A 19501-nucleotide genomic window follows, 5' to 3' on the forward strand; every position below is an offset into this window, starting at 1 on the left:
ATCACTCTTTACGAAAATTCTTTATATTTTATTTGGGATCTGCCAATCCTATGCCAGAGGCTTAATCCATAAGTTTTATTTTGGCAGATAAATTTAATTTTTTCTTTATTAATTTTAAGTTTTATCAGGTAGGTTTGTCACCTAATCTGAAGAATATCTAAAAAGATAAAGCTATTGTAGAAACCTAGTTAGAGTGATAGTAGAGAAAACAAAAGAAGAGAAAGGAAAAAATAAGAACTTATATTTTGGAGTTAAAGCGATCGCTTTTGCCTTAGTAAAGTTTTATCTCATTTATCTTAGTCGAGTGTGCTATGACCGAATCTGTTTTTCAATCACCCATTATCAATGGAAAGGAAACATTATCTCAACCTCAAATTTTGATCCGCCGTTTAGTCTGGAAAATTGCGATCGCAACATTATTATTAATGGCTGTTGGTAGTGCCACCAGGGTAATGAATGCGGGGTTAGCTTGTCCTGATTGGCCGTTGTGTTATGGTCAACTTGTACCCACCAGACAGATGAATCTCCAGGTGTTTTTAGAGTGGTTTCATCGTTTGGATGCTGCTTTAATTGGGGTCAGTGCGATCGCTTTATCGGGTTTATCTTGGTGGTATCGCCGAGAATTGCCTTCTTGGCTACCCTGGGCTGCAACCTTTGCTTTATTCCTGATTATTTTTCAAGGAATTTTGGGGGGACTTACCGTAACTCAACTATTGCGCTTTGATATTGTTACCGCCCATTTAGGCACGGCATTACTATTTTTTAGCACTTTAATCGCGATCGGGACGGCTTTATTGCCTTACCAAGGAACAAAAGCAGCAGGAAAATTAAGTTGGCTGGGCTTGAGTGCAGCAGTGCTAGTTTATCTACAAAGTATTTTGGGCGGATTAGTAGGCTCTCAATGGGCATTGCATCAGTGTTTTGCAGGGTCGCAATTATGTAATGTGATGAACGCTCATATCTTGGGAGTTATTCCCCCAACCGTAGCAGTTATCGCTGTTATCTGGTGGGCTTGGAAAACACCTGGTTTACATAAATATTTGCGAGTGTTGGCTAACTTGGCAGCAGCTTTAGTAAGTCTACAGATATTACTAGGAGTTGCTACATTTAAACTGCATCTACAAGTCGAACCTTTGACAGTTACCCATCAAGCAGTAGGAGCAAGTTTATTGGGGGTACTAGTGGGCTTCACCGTATTGGCAATACGCGACCGCCAGAGCGATCGCGTAGCAGATAGTTAGAAACAAAACATACTTTGTCCGTACAAAAGCAAGATACTCCACAGCAAACAGAAATAGAAGTCAAATTTTAGGAAGAATCATAATGACAGGGACAAGTCTCGCCCGCAGCAATCAAAACTTTTCAGAAGTAATCAAAAGCTACTATCAGCTCACCAAACCTCGTATAATTCCTTTGTTGTTAATCACTACCGCAGCGTCAATGTGGATCGCTTCTGATGGCAGAGTAAGTCCATTTTTGTTGTTGATTACTTTAGTCGGGGGTACATTGGCAGCAGCCTCGGCACAGGTATTAAATTGCATCTACGATCGCGATATTGACTATACTATGACACGGACAAGAAAACGTCCCATTCCCTCTGGTAAAGTCCAACCCCGCCATGCTTTAATTTTTGCCGCTGTATTAGGAATACTATCTTTTTCTTTATTGACGATTTTTGCCAATTTATTGGCTGCATTGTTAGCAATGTCTGGCATTATCTTTTATATGCTCATCTATACTCACTGGCTCAAACGCCATACTACCCAAAACATTGTGATTGGTGGTGCTGCGGGTTCGATTCCTCCTTTAGTCGGTTGGGCTGCGGTGACGGGAGACTTGAGTATTATTCCTTGGCTATTATTTGCTGTAATCTTTCTTTGGACTCCTCCTCATTTCTGGGCTTTGGCTTTGATGATTAAAGAAGACTATGCCGAAGTCGGTGTCCCCATGTTGCCTGTAGTGGAAGGAGAAGAAGCCACCGTCAAGCAAATTTGGATCTATAGCTTGTTAGTAGTTCCCTGTAGTTTGTTGTTGATGTATCCTATTGGTAACTTGACTATTATCTATGGTGCGATCGCAACCTATCTGGGAGCTAAGTTTCTCTACAAAGCTTGGGAATTAAAAAAAGACCCTACCAGCAATCAATTAGCTCGGGGAATGTTTAAATATTCTATCTTCTACATGATGCTCTTGTGTGTGGCGATGATTGTAGATACTTTGCCCATTACCCATAGTTTGATGGGGATCATCTTTACCTGTGGTGGATAACAGATAAGGGGTTGAGAGGCGAACGTGGTCGAATAATATAAAATCAACTACCGAGATTAAATATTTTCTGCCACGTTATTTTTAGGAGAAAGATGCCAAATAGAATTTTATTGAAGAATTTTATTGAAGATATTTAAAAATCAGATTGAGCAATTTATTACGGTTGAATGGTTTGACAATACTTTCCGTTGCACCAGAACGCTTTAATTTAGATATATTGATTTGTTCGTATGCCTCGTGAGACAAAACTATTGGAGTTTCTTTGAAAGCACGATGATTGCGCAATAGGGTACATAATTCATAGCCATTGAGATGGGACATACTAATATTTAACACAATAAAATCTGGTTCAAACTCAATTAATTCTGAAAAAGCATTGAGAGGATCTTCAATAGTTAAGAGAGAAAACATCTTGCGATCGAGACATTGGTTGAAATCAATGTGAATAGCTCTATCGTCATCTACATAAGCAACTTTCCAAGTCTTTTCTAAAATATGGACAGTTTGCTTGCTGTGAGAATTCAGCTCAAAGCCACTGCTATCTTCACCACGCCATTCTGATTTCAAATCAAAGTTTTTCTCTTGGGGTAATGGAGGTAGCTGATCGAATGGTGGCTTAGGATCTCTGACAATGATAGTGTTTTCCATCATGGAAGGATAAAGAAGTTTGGCGATCGCCAGTTCATCAAGATCTAGAATTGCGCTGATCTGACGAAAATTCAGTCCTTTTAAAAGTTTGCAGATTGTTTTATTTTGCTCTACTGTCAAATCTCCAATCTCTTGGGTTTTTTCTGTCAGTAAATATGGACGTTGATAAGAAGACCAAATTTTTTCGTTAAAAACTTGCCAAGCTTCAAGTCTTTTTTGGCACTGAGTAATATAGGCATTCAAATTAAATTGACACAATTCCTGAATCTTTTTCTTTCTAGGAACAAGTCTATATTGACAAGCATCGGGAATGCACAATAAAGATTCAAATACTTCTCTGGTAATTCTTCTGAGTATGGTTAAAGTCTGCTTGGGTTCTAGATGACCTTGCTCTGTTAGCCAAATAATACTTTGATAATCTGAGGGGAGTTGAGTATACGACCGCAAATCACTATGAAATTGAGCGCGGGGTTGTTTGATAACTGAATTATCCAGCTTGGGATTGACATTGCTTAAACGACGTAGATGACGTTCTAGTCTCTCAAAAGGAGCTAGAGAATTAGTTCCATAGACTAATTTTCCTTGATTAAAATGAATGAAAAAAGTCGTCGAATTATAAATAACTTGCAAACAACTATGTTGTTGAGAATTAGATACTTTATTCAATACATTAACTAATGTATCGGTCAAAAATGACAAAGGCTCTTGCTCGATATCAGAAGGATGGAGATGATTCATGCACTCTCAAGGCTACTCAGACAGCAACAATCTTAAGATACCCATTTTTGACTGTCGAATAACATGAGCAAAAAATCCAAATAATTAATCAAATAATTAATAGTTTTCTTGCCAAAAAAAAGTATTCATGCTCCAATAAGTCAAATACTATCTCGATTAGCTAAAATAGTGTGTGAAGATCCGCAAGTACTAACTGGGGTATCTTTTATGGCATCATTTTATGGCATTATTTTGAAACAAAGACTCAGGGATCTCAAATCTCAATAAAATTACTCTATAGATATCAATCTAAGTGCAAGCAGTCGCTTACATTAACCAAACAATAAAATGACAACTGAAAATACACATCTACGTTCTGAATTTATCAACACTCAAGTAATTGCTCGCAATAGTGGCAAAAGATTAGGAGTGGTGAAAGAAGTTTTGGTAGATATAGACCGCAGAGAAGTAGTAGCTTTGGGTCTTAGGGACAATTTACTTTCAGTTTCTGGCATACCAAAATATATGTATCTTGATAGCATTCGTCAGACTGGAGACGTGATTCTAGTAGAAGATGAGACTGTCATTGAAGATATTGAAATTGAAGTTTATAGCAAATTAGTCAATTGTGAAGTTATTACCGAAGCAGGAGAGCCTCTAGGCAAAGTTAGAGACTTTCAATTTGATGCGGAGAATGGAACTGTTAACTCTATTATAATTGCCTCTTTGGGAATTCCTCAAATACCCGAACAGTTTATCAGTACTTACGAGTTATCTATCGAAGAAGTAGTGAGCAGTGGTCCTGGTCGTTTGATTGTTTTTGAAGGTTCGGAAGAACGTATCGAGCAAATTTCTGTAGGACTATTAGAACGTTTGGGTATTGGTCGTCCTGTTTGGGAAAGGGACAAGGAAGACTATTATCCTCAAACTATTGATGCGGGAAATCAATTACCAACGGGAACCCAGATTCGCACTCCCATTTCTACCCCAGTAGATACTAGAGAACCTGTTATGGAAGAAAGATGGGATGAAGATGAGTGGCAAGAACCTCGCACCGCACCGCCCATGAGACAGCAAGCTGAAGCAATTCCTTATGAAGAGGAGTATGAAGAAAACAACTGGGAAGATGCCGATCCCGAAGTGTATGATTCTCCCGTATATGAAGCACCTCCTGTCAAAGAATATGAATATGAAGATGTAACAAGTGAAGATGTTTGGGATGATGATATTAAGCCAGAACCCTATAATCCGACCCCAGTAAACATTCCCCAAAAAGAAAAAGCTCCAGAATACGAAGAAGAACCAGGATAAATTAAGAAACGAGGAAAGAGGAAATTTTAAACCCTTTAAACCCTCGTTCTTTTTTTATCTTTTGAGATAGGCTTTTGCCATATAAAAACAAGCGATGGTTTTACCGTCTATGGGTTCTCCACCAAGGATGGCTTGCTCTAATTCCTCTTCGCTCATTAATATCACTTCAATATCTTCATCTTCGTCTTGTTGGGGTGGTGTTTCTAGTTTCTCTAAGTCTTGAGCCAAAAACCCATAGATATATTCATCAGAATAGCCAGGGGCGAGGATAAACTTGCCCATATCCTGCCATTTATTAGCTCTATAACCCGTTTCTTCTTCTATTTCTCGTTTGATAGTCTCAAAAGGCGATTCGTTGGCTTCTACAGTACCCGCAGGAAATTCTAATAACCTACCCGCTACAGTAAAGCGATATTGTTTGACTAGAACAAATTTGCCCTCAGCAGTGACAGGTACGGCTAAAGCCCCCCCTGGATGACGGACGCACTCCCATTCTCCTTCGACACCATTAGGCAAACGAAGCTTGGTTACTTCATAATTAAATTTGCGACCTTTATAAGCAAGTTTCTGTTCGAGAATTTCTGCTGGTTCGTTTCCTACAGACATGATATTTTTATTGTTATGACATCGATTGCACAAATATCATATCTTGGCAATGTCTATCTCAGTTGGGAATCAGAGGAATTTAAGATGGCTGGTAAAGGAAAATCGAGTGCTAAACGTATTGCTTATCAAGAGTTCGGTAGCCCCGATAATTCCTCCGCTTTAGAAAGAGGAGTGCCAGATTTGCCACCCGATCGACAAGATTTGAGAATACAGACGACGCGATCGGGGCGCAAAGGCAAAACGGTTACTATAATTACAGGATTTCAACATAAACCCGAAACTTTAAGTAAATTATTGAAGCAGCTTAAAGCTAAATGTGGTGCGGGGGGAACGGTCAAAGATAATAGTTTGGAACTTCAGGGCGATCGCAAGCAACAGTTGCTAGAAATTGTTACCAAATTGGGTTACAAAGCAAAGATTAGCGGAGGGTAGTTTTTAAAAAATACTAAAATGCTTGAAAGACGATTTTTAAGATGAGAACATGAATCCCGAACAAGTAAACTGCGTGGTAGATTGCGCTAACGGCTGCATTTTAGGCGATCGCTGTCCTAATACGGAATATAAAAATGAAGCCTCTAGTTTTATTAAAGAGACTTCTTTAGACCAAATGTTGGAAATAGCAGAAATAGCCCGTCAGAAGAAGCTATCCGAACCACCTAAATGGGTGATTCCTGAAGAGATTTAGATATTTGAAATGGTAGTAGGGACGTTTCATGAAACGTCCCTACTAGGCACTGGATTATATTGTTGGCTGCTTTTTGTGCCATTGGGTTGCTTGTTCGTAAGCATGGGCAACATGAAACAGTACATCTTCTCGTAAAACATTACTAATCAGCTGCAATCCAATTGGTAAACCTTGACTATCGAAACCACAGGGAATACTGATTCCTGGCAAACCTGCTAGGTTAACGGGAATAGTCATCAAGTCAGAAAGATACATAGACAGAGGATCGTCAGTTTTCTCTCCTGCTTTAAAGGCTGTGGATGGGGCAGTAGGGCATACCAAGACGTCAACATCGGCAAAAGCATTGTCGAAATCTTGTTTGATTAGAGTACGAACCTTTTGAGCTTTGAGATAGTATGCATCATAATATCCCGCAGATAGGGCATATGTACCTAACATAATACGTCGTTTGACTTCTGCACCAAAACCAGAAGCGCGGGTATTAGTATACATATTAAGCAGATCTTCGGATTCCTCTCGGACACCGTATTTGACCGCATCATAACGAGCTAAGTTAGCTGAAGCCTCTGAAGAAGCAATCATGTAGTAAACAGGCAAACCATAGCGGAAACGAGGACAAGATATTTCTTTGACTTCCGCACCCATCGATTCTAATAGAGCGATCGCTTTTTGGACTGTTTCTGCTACTACAGAGTCTAATCCTTCCCCAAAGGTTTCAGTAATGATACCTACTTTTAAGCCTTTTTTGAGTTCGGGTTGCAGATATTGGGTATAGTCGGGAATATCCACTTTGAGACTGGTAGAATCATAATTATCGTATCCCGCGATCGCATTTAATAAAATAGCAGAATCTTCTACAGTACGGGAAAAAGGACCAATCTGATCTAAAGAAGAAGCATAAGCGACTAAACCATAACGAGAAACCAAACCATAAGTCGGCTTTAAGCCAACAACCCCACAAAAAGAGGCTGGCTGGCGAATAGATCCTCCCGTATCCGAACCCAAGGCAACGACACATTCTCCCGCAGCTACCGCAGCAGCAGAACCACCTGAAGAGCCTCCTGGTACTCTAGCTAGATCCCAAGGGTTGGCTGTTACTTGAAAGCCAGAGTTTTCGGTAGAACTTCCCATGGCAAACTCATCTAAGTTGGTTTTGCCTACTAACACTACTCCTGCATCTTTTAGTTTCTGAGTAACGGTAGATTCATAAGGAGGAACAAAATTAGCCAAAATTTGCGAAGCACAAGTGGTTTTGATTCCTTTTGTACACATATTGTCTTTAACCCCCAAAGGAATGCCTTCTAGGATGCCAATTGATTCTCCTGATGCTATTTTGGTATCTACTTGTTTGGCGGTGTTTAAAGCCGACTCAGCAGTTACAGACAAAAACGCTTTTACTTTTGGTTCTACTGTTTCTATATGTTTTAAAACCTCTTCGGCAATTTCTACTGCCGAACGTTCTTTGTTAATTAATTGCTGATGTAACTCTTTTATACTTCCTTGGTACATCAAATTACCTTTATCGTTATATAAGACCTAGTTGTTTTATCTTGTTCTGGCTACTCTTGGCAACTTTTGGTTCAGAGCAAACCCACAATACCTTAACTCTACTATTTTCTGTGATGTTCGACCTATTTCCCCCTTATAGAAAATGAATTCCTCATTTTGTTACACATTTATTGGTTAATATTTGTAAACTAATTAGAGAAGTTGATTTTTATACATTTATACAAATTTTATCTAGCTTATGAAGCGCATATCCAGTAACGAGAACTATTTGCTAATTGGTCATATATTAGCGATGGTTTTTGGTTTAGCAGGAATTATTTTAGTGTTACCCAATCCTGATTTTTTAGTTATATTGTCTCAGTTTGAATGGGGAACTAAAATCTTTGGTTGGTCAATGGCTGGCGGTGGTGTAGTTTATATGCTGCTAGCGACGGCTGCCGTCTCTCTCTATGCTTATCGAACTCTGGGGTTGTGGCATTGGTTGAGCTTTATGTTGCCCGCTATTGGATTGTCTTTGGGTAGTGAATTGTTGGGAACTAGTACTGGTTTTCCCTTTGGCGAATATCGTTATTTAAGTGGTTTGGGATATAAGATTGCAGGTTTAGTACCGTTTACGATTCCTTTATCTTGGTTTTATTTGGGTTTTAGTGCTTATATTATTGCTTTGGCTGGATTAAACAGGCTAGAAGTAAAAAATTGGTTGTGCCAACTAGGTGCAATTTTTTGCGGTTCGTTATGTTTAACTTCATGGGACTTTGTGTTAGATCCTGCTATGAGTCAAGCACCTATTCCTTTTTGGGTATGGGAACAACCAGGAGCATTTTTTGGTATGCCATATCAAAATTTTGCAGGATGGATGGGTACGGGAATTATTTTTATGACAGTAGCCACCTTGTTGTGGAAAATTAAACCGCTGACTTTACCTACTAAAGATTTAAAGTTGCCTCTGGCTATTTATTTGGCGAATTTTGTTTTTGCTACCGTCTTGAGTTTGGCAGCAGGGTTTTATATTCCTGTATTGTTGGGTCTTGTCTTGGGTGTTTTTCCTTTAATTATTCTTTATTGGATAGCAAGCAATAAAAATGTTGCTTTTGTCAAGAATTTGGCAACTACAAGTTAATTGATCGCGCTAACTCTTCTTAATTGATAGTAAGGTGGGCAACTAAAGTAAATTTTTCTCTAAGAAAAACTTTTGGATTGCCTACTATTAATAATTAGTAATTAAAAGAAAGAGTATCCAGGGACGGATTCAGAATATTTGTTTGTCAGTATCTGGGAAGGAAATTATTGATGCGCCAATAATGCTGACGGGAAGTTAAAGTTGATTGATGTTATTGACAAATAACAAATAACAAACAACAAATAACTACCAGATTCAATGAATCTTATACCATTTTTACTGGGTGCAACAATAATATTTTGGGGTTGGCAAACGGGGTTTTGGCTTGTCGCTATTCCTCTAGCTATTATTTGCGAAACGGCTCGTTATATTAATTGGCGGTGGGATTTAACTACAGCAGATTTTCGACAAACTTCCCATGTCTGCACTGTCTTATTAGTGGGAGTTTTAATTTATCTTTTGGTTAGCGATCGCTCTTTGGGCTTGATTTTTGATTTTTTTCAATGGCTACCCGTTATTTGTGCGCCGTTGTTAATTGCCCAGACGTATTCTACGAGCGATCGTGTCGATCTCAATGCCCTATTATTTTTTAAAGATAAACCCCAGCAAAAAAAGCGATTTCTCTTAGATTTAACTTATCCTTATTTTGCAATTTGTATTTTAGCTGCCAGTGCAGCCAATACTAGAGATCTATTATTCTACGGTGCAGCGATCGTTTTAATTGCTCGCGTGTTGATGGCTAATGCCAATGTTGTTAAACCTAAAAGATATTCAACCAAAACCTTTATCGCTTTGTTTTTTTTAGCAGCAATATTAGGAGCAGGGGGACATATTGGACTACATCAGTTTCAACTATCCTTAGAAAGGAATACTGCTAAGTTTTTCTATGGTTTTTATCGTCCTCATAGCGATCCCAATCAAGTAAGTACGGCTATCGGTGATATTGGCTCAGTAAAGCAGTCTAATAAGATCGTGCTACGAGTCAAACCCTCGCCTCAACAAATCCCTCCTCAGCTGTTACGACGAGCTGTATACAATAAATACTCTTCAGGATTTTGGCTCGCTGCCAAACCCAATTTTACTCCTCTTAAATCCCAAAAAGATGAAACCACTTGGACAATTACCAATCCATCCAGCAAATCAAGACAAATAACTGTCTCTGAAAATATGGATGAAAACGATACTTTATTGAAACTCCCTAATGGTAGTCGATCGATAGCAGGAGTAACCGCAGAAAAAATCGAACAAAACCAATACGGTACAATTCAAATATATAGCGACGCTAGCTTTTTATCATATCAAATTGACTACGATCCCGATTTATCAACAGATAGTCCCCCAACACCAGAAGATTTGAAAGTCTTAGACAGCGAAAAACCAGCGATCAAGGAAATTGTTACTCAATTAGACCTCAATCATAAAACCCCTCTAGACATTCTTACCGCAGTCAGTAATTTTTTTAATACAGAATTTGATTATTCTCTAGAATTAGCCCGACAAGGGAACAATAAAACCCCCTTGTCTGCTTTCTTGTTGCAACATCGCTCTGGACATTGTGAATATTTTGCTACTGCAACCGCTTTATTATTGCGTGAGGTTGGTATTCCGACTCGTTATGTAGTTGGTTACTCGGTTAACGAATTAAGCTCTTTAGAAAAGCAATATGTAGTGCGATCGCGCAATGCTCATGCTTGGACGCAAGTATACATTAATGACAAATGGCAAACTTTTGATACTACTCCTGCTTCTTGGATCGCCTGGGAAAATCGCAATACATCTAGTTGGCAAACGGTGAAAGATGTTTTTTCTTGGATTACTTTTACATTACTGCAAACTATAGCCCTATTTAAAACTATCGGAAAAACTAACTATCTCTGGCTACTTGCCATACCTTTAATTGTTATTTTAATTAGAGAATTCACCAACAAAGGACAGAAAAGACGCTTAATAGTTCAAGAAATCAATCAAAAAAATAGGCACGAGCTTGCTGTTGGAATTGATTCTGAACTTTTTTTAATCGAGTCAGAATTAAATAAATTGGGTTTAAAACGCGATCGCGCTGAAACTTGGCAAGATTGGCTAATTAGGCTACAAAATACTCCTGAAACTTTCGATACAATTGAAGACCTGAGTTCCATTATCGAGCTTCACTATCGTTATCGCTTCGATCCCCTAGGCATTGACAGTCAAACAAGAGCCAAACTACGGTCTGATTGTCAAGAGTGGCTCGCCAAACACCGCAGCTCAACTATAGATAATCATTGACATTTTTAATTGTTTAATTATAGTTATGGGTTGACAAAAAAAATGAAAGTTATAATATCTTAATACTGGGGTTAATGTACGTTTGTCTTTTTGTAATTAGCCGTAATAATTAATTAAGCTGAAAACGGAAGTTAGTAATTGGAAACGAATAAATATGCCTGAAAAAATCATAAAAAGAGGAAAAATCAAATGCTCGCGCTTTCATTAGTAACCCTGTTTGTCGCAGCGATCGCTTTAATTATTAGTTTTAAAATAGATGATGATGTTTTTAAAGCTGCGGTGAGATTTACTTCTGTCGCTTTTTCATTAGTAACTCTATTTTGCGCTCCTTGGATTTTAAAATTATCTTTAGTGGCTGTTTCTCTTGCAATCGCCTCTTTAAGCTCCTGGTCGACTGAGAATTTCTAACTTGTTAGTTAAGACGACTGACACAATCAATAACTTATAAAAAATAGCATTTAAAGACATTAAGCAACAATATCTGATAATATTACGAAATATTAGCAATAAGATTACTTGATTATTTTAGATATGAATTTACTATTGGCAGTAGCAGGAGAATTTCCTACTTATTTCGTTGCTGTATACGTGATCGGTTTCATTGCTGCTGTTTCCATCGGCTCGATTGCTTGGTACAATTCCAAACGCCCTGCGGGTTGGGAGAATGCGGAACGCCCCGATATTGTACCCAATGTCAGTAAAGAGAAGGATTCTGACGCTGATGATTGATTTTTAAGTTATAGACTTTTATTTTGTTCTTTTTCAAAGTATCTAAGAATAATTAATCAAACTTGTTTCCTTGGATACTTTTTTTCATTAAATATTAAGTTTTATATTATTATCTTAAAATTTTTAAAAAGTTACTTTAAATTATGATTTTTTTAGTTTAAGTAAAAATTTATAAAAAAAAATAACCACTTTTTAATTTTAAGTGGTTTTATAATAATTACCTTATTTAATACTCTCTTTACTTTGGCTCAAATCAAGCTGTATTCTATGTAAGTGTCGCTAGAGTTGATTATTTCCAAGCTCCCCCAAGATTCTAAGTCTTTGAGATAGTTCCAATTTTGCTTGGTATTTTTAATTTTGCCCAATAACTTATTTTTGTTTTTCTTAGCTTTGCTTCTAAGATCGAATATATTCATAGACTAAATAATTCCTAAACTTGCATACATCATATTTACCAATATTTCATCAGTATAAATACTAATGGTAAATTAGTAGAAAAGTTCTAATTAATCCACTGCTAAATTTCCTATCTCGGTCGTTTAAAAAATCAAACCTTCTATCTACGTGAAAACAGATAATAGCCGACGTAAATTTACTATTGTCGTAGTAATAAGTTTTCTGATTAGTATAAGCAGTATTATTCCCCTCAGAATAGCGATCGCTCGCTATCGATCGCCCCAACCTCAGGCAATTTTAACTCTTGGTGGCGGTCATCAGCGAGAAGTATTGACCGCAGAATTTGCCACTCTCCATCCTCAGCTACCAATTTGGGTTTCTACAGGAAGCGAAGAAATGAGAGCTAGAGAAATTTTTCACAGCATGGGGGTTGATAATCTTCGGGTTTATATCGATCGCCGCGCTACCGATACCGTCACTAATTTTACAACTTTAGTAGGGGATTTCCAAAAACAAAATATTCAGCATATTTATTTAATTACTGATGATTTTCATCTTCCCCGAGCTAAAGTGATCGCCTTTATCGTTTTAGGTAGTAGAGGAATTACTTATACACCAATTTCTTTAGCTACCGATCGACCTCCTGAACCCAAACTCAAAATTGTACGCGATGCGCTCAGATCTGTAATTTGGATTTGTACAAAACATACAGGTTCTAGTTTCAATCAGCGTTCAAAAGCAACTAAACAAACCTGCTACGGGTTTAATTTTTGTAGCTAATAATTTTTCACTACCATAATTTAAAATATCTAGGAAATAGCGATCGCGCCTTTTAAAGATCAATTAGATATATCTCTCTATATATCTCTCTCTGTCTTATCCAGAGATAAGCTAAATCGTAATTTGCAAGTTTATACCTAAGAAAAAAAATAGTTATTTGGGAATACTAATTTTAGTATTTTATTCAAACTATTTTGATACTAGGTGTAAGTGATAATGACTAAGGCATCGAGATTATGGTCAAAGAGAAGTAAAAAAGAATTTTCGCGATCGCTACTACATAAAAATCTTCAAAACGATGTTAAATCGACTAAATTTAATCTTCTAATAATCACTCAGTTTTTCCCCCCAGATTTTGCTGCCACTGGTCAACTTATTCAAGAATTAGCTCGTAATTTAGGTGAAACTGATATTCAAGTAAATGTTTTTACGGGGCAGCCTGGATATGCTTTTCAACAAGAGCAAGCACCTAATAAAGAAGTAGAAAAGAATCTAACTATACGACGTTCTAGAACAGTAAAAATAGCTTCTCAAAGAATTCGTACTAAAGCATTAAGTGGAATTATATTTACTCTTAGAGCTACTCTAACTATTTTAAAAAATGGTCGTAAAAATAATGTTGTTTTATTAACTACTGCTCCTCCTTTTTTATCGATCGCTGGTTATATAGCAAATTTATTTTTGGGATTAGAATATATTTGTTTAATTTACGATCTTTATCCCGATGCAGTAGTAGAATTAGGAATTGTTTCAGAAGGTAGTTTTATCGCTAAACTATGGAATAAGATCAATACCTTTGTCTGGCAAAAGAGTAAGAAAATAATAGTTCTTAGTGAAACTATGAAACAGAGAATTATTGATAGACATCCTCAATTTGATGACAAAATTTCCGTAATTCATAACTGGGCAGATGCAGATTGGATCAAACCGATCCAAAAAGAAGAAAATTGGTTTGCTCGTCAGCACAAATTAGACCATAAATTCACAGTTTTATATTCTGGTAATATGGGTCGTTGTCACGATCTAGAAACTATTTTGGGGACAATCAAACTGCTACAACACGAACCAGTACAGTTTGTTTTTATTGGGGCGGGAACAAAACACGAGCAATGTCGCCAAGCAGTTGCAGAATTTAAGCTCAACAATTGTACTTTTTTACCCTATCAAGATAAAACTAATTTACCCTATTCTCTAACAGCTTGCGATTTGGCATTAGTATCGATCGCTCCAGGATTAGAAGGAGTAGTTGCCCCTAGTAAATTGTATGGCATCATGGCAGCAGGTAAAGCGATCGCCGCTATTTGTGAACCTCATTCTTATTTGCGTCAAATAGTGGATAATGCAGCATGTGGTGCATCTTTTGATAATCAAAGCAGTCAAGAATTAGCAGATTTTATTATTAGTTTGGCTAGAAATCCAGAATTGGCTGCAAATATGGGAAATGCTGGTCGTAGCTATATGATCGAAAACTTTACTCCCAAAATTATTACTGGACAGTATCGTCAAGTTCTCGATGTAAATACAACTCAGCAAGAGAATAATACTCAGCCAACAGAACCAAAACATTTAGATGAACTACCCCAACTTAGCTAACGTAACTAAATTTTTTGGGTATGTTCGCCCATCAGCTTATAGCCATTTATACAGATACCGTTTCTTTTGTTTTGACGGTAGCTTCTTCTGGTTTTTTGGGAGATTCAATTTCCAATTGCAGAGATGGTTTTTCCGTAATCAACCGCGCACCTCTACCCAAGGTAATATAGTTCCACGCCCATTGAATCATGACCACTAACTTATTATCAAATTCAATTAGATAGTAGATGTGGGCGAAGATCCAGATAACCCAAGCGACAAAGCCAGATAGTTTGGCGAAACCTAAATTAGCAACGGCTTTATTCTGTCCAATCACTGCCATGCTGCCAAAATCACTATAGGTAAACTGTCCGACTGCTTTACCTTGAATGCGTTTAACAAGTAAGTCTGCTACATATTCCCCTTCCTTCATCGCCACGGGTGCAACTCCTGGTAGAGGACGATCTCCTTGGTGGTTGAAGTTAGCCAAATCTCCGATGACGAAGATATCGCCATAGTTTTTGATGCTGAGATCTGATTCTACTACTACTCTACCCGCACGGTCTAATTCTACTTCAGTGCGATCGGCTAATACTTTACCCATAAAGGAAGCTCTAACTCCCGCAGCCCAAAGTATAGTGTGAGCATCGACAGTATTAGTATCATCGCCCTGACGATAGGTTACGGCATTGTCGGCAATGTTAGTTACTAAAGTTTGAGTTTGAACGTCTACACCCAAATCCTCTAAAGCTTTTTGAGCATCTGCCGAACATTCTTCGGGGTAGGGAGGCAAAATGCGTTCCATACCTTCAAACAATAATACTCTTGCTTGAGTGGTATCAATATCGCGAAAATCGTCTTTAACCGACTCATGGGCAATTTCGGCGATCGCACCTGCCAATTCTACTCCAGTCGGCCCACCTCCGACAACTACAAAAGTCAGTAATGCCTTGCGTTTGGCTGGATCGGGCTCTTTTTCTGCTGCTTCAAATGCCATATAGATGCGACGGCGCATTTCTAAAGCATCTTCCACTGTCTTTAAACCAGGAGCATCATTTTGCCATTGATCGTTACCAAAGTAATGATGGCTAACTCCTGTTGCAACTATCAAAGCATCGTAGTCTAAGTCTTCTCTATTTTCTAGAAAAACTTTCTTGGCATTGGGGTCTATATCCACTACCTTATCTAACAACACTTGAGTATTTTTATGTTTGCTCAAAATGACTCGCAAAGGAGAAGCAATATCCGCAGGAGATAATGTACCAGTGGCTACTTGATATAGTAAAGGTTGAAATAGATGAAAGTTACGTTTATCAATCAAAGTTACCTTGACGGGAGCATCCTTGAGAGATTTTGCTGCATAAAGTCCGCCAAAACCACCGCCTACGATAACTATATGAGGATGGTTTGTCTGCTTGGTTTGGGTGTTGTTCATAGTGAATATTTTGGAGATGTATAACTAATAAATACTGTTGTGAATAAACTGGCTGGGATATGGAAAATTCTTAGTGGTGTAAATTTAATTTTTCAGCAATTATATACTAATATAAACTTTTGCTAACTGATATTAATCGCGTGTAGGTTAAAAAATCAGTCCAAATATGTTTTTAGATTTCCTAATGTTACTGATAACTCTTTATTTGAGAGAATGATGTAGCAAGTAAAACAAAACGAATATAAGTACTTTAAATATTTTCGATAGAAATAAGTAATCACTCTCAGATTAATTTAGCTGGGAATGGGGCGTGTCATCAATTTCCCAATCTATAATTTCCCAGAATTGTATGTTTAACTTATTAGGGTTTGCGGACAGTTAAGCATTTTGGATTATGGGGTAGAAGACATGACTACTAATATCAACGGCATAATTGAATCGATGCCAATGTTAAATGCAGAATCTTGGATAGATTTGAGACAATATAACCCCTCTCAACACGATCGAGGAAGGTCGAGTTTGATAGTCATCTTATGGTGGCTCTTACAGGGAATCTTGTTTCCCCTAAGCTTGCATAACTTTAATAGTTTTCGTGCTTGGCTGCTGCGGTTGTTTGGCGCAAAAATCGGTCGAGGAGTGGTAATTCGCCCTAGTGCTAGATTTATTTATCCTTGGAAAATTGCGATCGGTGACTATAGTTGGATTGGCGATGATGTGGTTTTATATAGTGTAGACCGCATCGAAATTGGTTGCCATTGCGTTGTTTCGCAGAAATCTTATCTTTGTACGGGTAGTCATGATATTACAGACAGAGCTTTCGGTTTAATTACTGCTCCAGTTTTAATCGGTAATGGTACTTGGATCGCCAGTGATTGTTTCATTGCTCCTGGAGTTGCGATCGGTGCTAATAGTGTTATTGGTGCCAGAAGTAGTGTATTTCGTAATATTCCTGCCGAGCAAATTGCTTGGGGTACGCCATGTGTAGTTCATCAAGCCCGAATAATTAAACAATAAAAATATATTTTGATTCTGAATTTTGATTCTAATATTACGGCGGGAAAACCTGCCGTATTTTTTTAAAAAAAGAAGATTACTAAAAAACGATTAATTTTTTAAAATTATTGACTACCATTTTTGAATAACAAAAGTCAAGATTTTTAGTAGATTATTACAATCTAGATGTTATTTTAAATAACTACAACTCAAGATTTAAACAAAACAACAGATAAAACAATCTCATCTACAGTCAATATTTGGTAGTGTCAGACTAAAGAATCTAAAATAAACTGGACAACATAATTAAAAAAAAACAAATTATTGCCAAAAAATTGTGACAATAGAGAGAATTAACGGTATATTTTTTATAATGTCTATTAAGATAAGAAAAAAAACTTTCTAATAAGACAAAAGTTGGAGGAAAAAAATAATATGAGCGATACGGCTACAGCCCCATTAACAGGAAAAGCTTTACTTCAAAAAGTAAAAGAGCTATCCCATTTACCAAGACGAGAAACAGCTAAAAAATGTGGGTATTTTACAACCACTAAAGACAAACAAACTCGCGTAAATTTAACTGATTTTTACGATGCAGTCCTTGCTGCCAAAGGAGTTCCTTTAGATCCAGAAGGAACAAAAGATGGTCGCGGGCGCGAACCTACTTATCGTGTAAGCGTTCACAAAAATGGTCAAATTGTCATCGGTTCTACCTACACTCAAGCAATGAATTTGAAGGAAGGGGATAAGTTTGAAATCAAGTTGGGTTACAAACACATTCACCTAAAACAAATTGATGGTGAAGAAAATGGTGCAGCAGACAATTAATCAAATTAATCATCATTAAATAGATTTTATGTCTAAAATCGCCTTTGTTAGCGGGGGCGATATACTGTTACCTGAATTACTTAAGATGTTCGATACATCCTGGTTAAAAGTATTTACTTTTTTTGTAGTCTGGGCTGTTATCTGGTTGCCGATCGCGATAGTAATATCTCGCTTCCTCGACTGGCAACCAGGTAAAATATTAACACCCCAGCAAAAGCTTATTTTATTGGGATCTCTTTATCTTCTTAGTCCAATTGTTTTCCTCTGGAAAATAGAATCGGAAAGATTTTCTTTTGCCAGTCTTGGATTTAGTTTTCAACCCAACCTCTTAGTATCCATGCTATCAGGTTTGGCTTTGAGTCTGATTAGTTTGATAATTATTTTTGTTTTAGAATCTATTTTCGATCTAGTAAGTTGGCATTGGGAACGTAGCAAACAATTGTTTTCTCTGATTTTGCCAATTTTGGCTTTAAGTTTATTTATTAGTGTTATTGAAGAAGTAATATTTCGCGGTTATATATTTAATACTTTTGTCGAAGACTATCCTTGCTGGTTTGCAGCTACCATATCCAGTTTGATTTTTGCTTCGCTACATTTAATTTGGGAAAGAAAGGAAACATTGCCACAAATTCCTGGGTTGTGGTTAATGGGAATGATTTTAGTAGGGGCAAGACTAATTGATGATGGTAATATTAGTTTGGCAATAGGTCTTCATGGAGGTTGGATTTGGGGCTTAACCTGTATTGATTCGGCAGGTTTATTGAGTTATAAACAACAACATTCTTGGCTAACGGGAATCAATAGACAACCCCTAGCAGGAATTGCAGGTATATCTTGCTTGATAATTACTGGTTTGGCTTTATGGTTGGTATATGGCTATGGTGGAGTAGTTTAATTGTTCAATTGGGGTAAAACAATCTGACAGGGATCTTCAACACCTTTAGATATTTTGCCTTTGGTAATTTTATTAACATCTCCGTGGGTAATGAGATCTCCTTTCCCCAGCAAACCATAATAGAGTTTGTAAAAAGCCATTTTCTTGGTTTCGCTAATTACCTGTTTGCGAGCAGGTTCGTGTTTCCACCAGTGAGGATCGTCTATTTCAGGAGAACTAGGAGTAGAGTAGGCTGTAACTTCAATATCTTTACCCAATACTTTCTCAAAACTCCAGACTCCCCGACGGAGATGATAGCGATCGCTAACTAGGATGATTTTATTGACAGGTTGTTTGATATCTTTAAGTTTGCGTTGAAAAGTTTGGGCTTCATCAAAGGTGCTTTCCACCAAATCTCCACAATAAAGGCGATCGCTGGGAAGATTGTATTTAGCAAAAATATCGCGATATCCTTCTAACACGGGTACTTTTTCATCAATACCGCCAGCGTAGTAAATTCCTTTGACATTACCTTGATTGTATAGATCGATTAAAGTCTCCAGGCGTTCGTTGCTACCAGACAACAACACCGATAAATCCCCTTTCGGATTCTCTTCTCCCGCAGCTAGCCATTTACCATAGCTAATTGCTAAAGGTTTCCATGTTACTAGAGCGATTGAGACAAAACCCAAAAAAGCAAAGAAAGATATCTTGACAAATTTTTTTTTCATTGATCGATAATTTATAAGAAACAGCTTTTATCTA

General features: G+C 37.5%; 20 protein-coding genes. 14 read left to right on the plus strand and 6 right to left on the minus strand.

Annotated features, from left to right (window positions below; all coding sequences use genetic code 11):
* The first annotated feature begins 311 nt into the window (after positions 1-311).
* Positions 312-1241, plus strand: a complete 930-nt coding sequence (locus I4641_RS01830) for a COX15/CtaA family protein (protein ID WP_229638716.1) — start codon at positions 312-314, stop codon at positions 1239-1241.
* 82 nt (positions 1242-1323) lie between these two features.
* On the plus strand, positions 1324-2268 hold the full coding sequence (locus I4641_RS01835; RefSeq protein ID WP_229638717.1) for a heme o synthase: 945 nt from the start codon (positions 1324-1326) through the stop codon (positions 2266-2268).
* 120 nt (positions 2269-2388) lie between these two features.
* On the opposite strand, the gene I4641_RS01840 is transcribed toward I4641_RS01835, so the two are convergent.
* Positions 2389-3654, minus strand: coding sequence for a response regulator (locus I4641_RS01840; protein WP_229638718.1), 1266 nt, complete (start codon positions 3652-3654; stop codon positions 2389-2391).
* Positions 3655-3981: 327 nt separating this feature from the next.
* Between I4641_RS01840 and I4641_RS01845 the strand changes: the two genes are divergently transcribed.
* Positions 3982-4944 (plus strand): PRC-barrel domain-containing protein, encoded by a 963-nt coding sequence (locus tag I4641_RS01845; protein WP_229638719.1) that lies wholly within the window; start codon positions 3982-3984, stop codon positions 4942-4944.
* 54 nt (positions 4945-4998) lie between these two features.
* On the opposite strand, the gene I4641_RS01850 is transcribed toward I4641_RS01845, so the two are convergent.
* Positions 4999-5550 carry an NUDIX hydrolase gene (locus I4641_RS01850; protein ID WP_229638720.1) on the minus strand — a complete coding sequence of 184 codons (552 nt, stop codon included), beginning with the start codon at positions 5548-5550 and terminating at the stop codon, positions 4999-5001.
* An 84-nt stretch (positions 5551-5634) separates the two neighbouring features.
* Between I4641_RS01850 and I4641_RS01855 the strand changes: the two genes are divergently transcribed.
* Positions 5635-5982: a translation initiation factor gene (locus tag I4641_RS01855; RefSeq protein WP_304956518.1), complete on the plus strand. Its 348-nt coding sequence runs from the start codon at positions 5635-5637 to the stop codon at positions 5980-5982.
* Between the two features lie 49 nt (positions 5983-6031).
* Positions 6032-6235: a hypothetical protein gene (locus tag I4641_RS01860; protein ID WP_229638722.1), complete on the plus strand. Its 204-nt coding sequence runs from the start codon at positions 6032-6034 to the stop codon at positions 6233-6235.
* Positions 6236-6289: 54 nt separating this feature from the next.
* Here I4641_RS01860 and gatA read toward each other — a convergent pair whose 3' ends face one another.
* Positions 6290-7744: an Asp-tRNA(Asn)/Glu-tRNA(Gln) amidotransferase subunit GatA gene (gatA, locus tag I4641_RS01865; protein WP_229638723.1), complete on the minus strand. Its 1455-nt coding sequence runs from the start codon at positions 7742-7744 to the stop codon at positions 6290-6292.
* A gap of 238 nt (positions 7745-7982) precedes the next feature.
* On the opposite strand from gatA, the gene cruF reads away from it, so the two are divergent.
* From cruF to psb35, 4 genes are all read left to right on the plus strand, one after another.
* On the plus strand, positions 7983-8864 hold the full coding sequence (cruF, locus tag I4641_RS01870) for a gamma-carotene 1'-hydroxylase CruF (protein WP_229638724.1): 882 nt from the start codon (positions 7983-7985) through the stop codon (positions 8862-8864).
* Positions 8865-9122: 258 nt separating this feature from the next.
* The gene (locus I4641_RS01875) at positions 9123-11129 is read left to right on the plus strand and encodes a transglutaminase-like domain-containing protein (RefSeq protein WP_229638725.1); all 2007 of its coding nucleotides are present in this window, start codon (positions 9123-9125) and stop codon (positions 11127-11129) included.
* Between the two features lie 189 nt (positions 11130-11318).
* A complete protein-coding gene (locus tag I4641_RS01880; RefSeq protein ID WP_229638726.1) occupies positions 11319-11537 on the plus strand; it encodes a hypothetical protein in 219 nt (72 codons plus the stop codon).
* Between the two features lie 123 nt (positions 11538-11660).
* Entirely contained in the window at positions 11661-11858 is a 198-nt protein-coding gene (gene psb35 / locus I4641_RS01885; RefSeq protein WP_229638727.1) for a photosystem II assembly protein Psb35, read from the plus strand.
* Between the two features lie 248 nt (positions 11859-12106).
* Here psb35 and I4641_RS01890 read toward each other — a convergent pair whose 3' ends face one another.
* Positions 12107-12274, minus strand: a complete 168-nt coding sequence (locus I4641_RS01890) for a hypothetical protein (RefSeq protein WP_229638728.1) — start codon at positions 12272-12274, stop codon at positions 12107-12109.
* 148 nt (positions 12275-12422) lie between these two features.
* On the opposite strand from I4641_RS01890, the gene I4641_RS01895 reads away from it, so the two are divergent.
* Together I4641_RS01895 and I4641_RS01900 are read left to right on the plus strand one after the other, a co-directional pair.
* Entirely contained in the window at positions 12423-13034 is a 612-nt protein-coding gene (locus I4641_RS01895; protein ID WP_229638729.1) for a YdcF family protein, read from the plus strand.
* Positions 13035-13250: 216 nt separating this feature from the next.
* The gene (locus tag I4641_RS01900) at positions 13251-14627 is read left to right on the plus strand and encodes a glycosyltransferase family 4 protein (RefSeq protein WP_229638730.1); all 1377 of its coding nucleotides are present in this window, start codon (positions 13251-13253) and stop codon (positions 14625-14627) included.
* A gap of 46 nt (positions 14628-14673) precedes the next feature.
* Here the strand turns inward: I4641_RS01900 and I4641_RS01905 are convergent, their stop codons facing one another.
* A complete protein-coding gene (locus I4641_RS01905; RefSeq protein WP_229638731.1) occupies positions 14674-16041 on the minus strand; it encodes an NAD(P)/FAD-dependent oxidoreductase in 1368 nt (455 codons plus the stop codon).
* A gap of 408 nt (positions 16042-16449) precedes the next feature.
* Between I4641_RS01905 and hpsU the strand changes: the two genes are divergently transcribed.
* The 3 genes from hpsU (at position 16450) to I4641_RS01920 (ending at position 18757) form a co-directional block, all read left to right on the plus strand.
* Positions 16450-17055 (plus strand): hormogonium polysaccharide biosynthesis acetyltransferase HpsU, encoded by a 606-nt coding sequence (gene hpsU, locus I4641_RS01910; protein ID WP_304956517.1) that lies wholly within the window; start codon positions 16450-16452, stop codon positions 17053-17055.
* A gap of 414 nt (positions 17056-17469) precedes the next feature.
* Positions 17470-17862 (plus strand): AbrB family transcriptional regulator, encoded by a 393-nt coding sequence (locus I4641_RS01915; protein WP_229638732.1) that lies wholly within the window; start codon positions 17470-17472, stop codon positions 17860-17862.
* 28 nt (positions 17863-17890) lie between these two features.
* Complete coding sequence (locus I4641_RS01920; protein ID WP_229638733.1) at positions 17891-18757, plus strand: CPBP family intramembrane glutamic endopeptidase; 867 nt, start codon at positions 17891-17893, stop codon at positions 18755-18757.
* On the opposite strand, the gene I4641_RS01925 is transcribed toward I4641_RS01920, so the two are convergent.
* The gene (locus tag I4641_RS01925) at positions 18754-19467 is read right to left on the minus strand and encodes a YdcF family protein (RefSeq protein WP_229638734.1); all 714 of its coding nucleotides are present in this window, start codon (positions 19465-19467) and stop codon (positions 18754-18756) included. The two genes, I4641_RS01920 and I4641_RS01925, sit on opposite strands and share 4 nt — an antisense overlap.
* Between the last annotated feature and the right edge of the window lie 34 nt (positions 19468-19501).

This window comes from Waterburya agarophytonicola KI4 (assembly GCF_020640915.1).
Classification (GTDB): Bacteria; Cyanobacteriota; Cyanobacteriia; order Cyanobacteriales; family Xenococcaceae; genus Waterburya; species Waterburya agarophytonicola.

Bases quoted from the DNA above. Each gene is read 5' to 3' on its own strand.
- I4641_RS01830 (WP_229638716.1), top strand. From the start codon at position 312: ATGACCGAATCTGTTTTTCAATCACCCATTATCAATGGAAAGGAAACA.
- I4641_RS01835 (WP_229638717.1), top strand. From the start codon at position 1,324: ATGACAGGGACAAGTCTCGCCCGCAGCAATCAAAACTTTTCAGAAGTA.
- I4641_RS01840 (WP_229638718.1), bottom strand. From the start codon at position 3,654: ATGAATCATCTCCATCCTTCTGATATCGAGCAAGAGCCTTTGTCATTT.
- I4641_RS01845 (WP_229638719.1), top strand. From the start codon at position 3,982: ATGACAACTGAAAATACACATCTACGTTCTGAATTTATCAACACTCAA.
- I4641_RS01850 (WP_229638720.1), bottom strand. From the start codon at position 5,550: ATGTCTGTAGGAAACGAACCAGCAGAAATTCTCGAACAGAAACTTGCT.
- I4641_RS01855 (WP_304956518.1), top strand. From the start codon at position 5,635: ATGGCTGGTAAAGGAAAATCGAGTGCTAAACGTATTGCTTATCAAGAG.
- I4641_RS01860 (WP_229638722.1), top strand. From the start codon at position 6,032: ATGAATCCCGAACAAGTAAACTGCGTGGTAGATTGCGCTAACGGCTGC.
- gatA (WP_229638723.1), bottom strand. From the start codon at position 7,744: ATGTACCAAGGAAGTATAAAAGAGTTACATCAGCAATTAATTAACAAA.
- cruF (WP_229638724.1), top strand. From the start codon at position 7,983: ATGAAGCGCATATCCAGTAACGAGAACTATTTGCTAATTGGTCATATA.
- I4641_RS01875 (WP_229638725.1), top strand. From the start codon at position 9,123: ATGAATCTTATACCATTTTTACTGGGTGCAACAATAATATTTTGGGGT.
- I4641_RS01880 (WP_229638726.1), top strand. From the start codon at position 11,319: ATGCTCGCGCTTTCATTAGTAACCCTGTTTGTCGCAGCGATCGCTTTA.
- psb35 (WP_229638727.1), top strand. From the start codon at position 11,661: ATGAATTTACTATTGGCAGTAGCAGGAGAATTTCCTACTTATTTCGTT.
- I4641_RS01890 (WP_229638728.1), bottom strand. From the start codon at position 12,274: ATGAATATATTCGATCTTAGAAGCAAAGCTAAGAAAAACAAAAATAAG.
- I4641_RS01900 (WP_229638730.1), top strand. From the start codon at position 13,251: ATGACTAAGGCATCGAGATTATGGTCAAAGAGAAGTAAAAAAGAATTT.
- I4641_RS01905 (WP_229638731.1), bottom strand. From the start codon at position 16,041: ATGAACAACACCCAAACCAAGCAGACAAACCATCCTCATATAGTTATC.
- hpsU (WP_304956517.1), top strand. From the start codon at position 16,450: ATGACTACTAATATCAACGGCATAATTGAATCGATGCCAATGTTAAAT.
- I4641_RS01915 (WP_229638732.1), top strand. From the start codon at position 17,470: ATGAGCGATACGGCTACAGCCCCATTAACAGGAAAAGCTTTACTTCAA.
- I4641_RS01920 (WP_229638733.1), top strand. From the start codon at position 17,891: ATGTCTAAAATCGCCTTTGTTAGCGGGGGCGATATACTGTTACCTGAA.
- I4641_RS01925 (WP_229638734.1), bottom strand. From the start codon at position 19,467: ATGAAAAAAAAATTTGTCAAGATATCTTTCTTTGCTTTTTTGGGTTTT.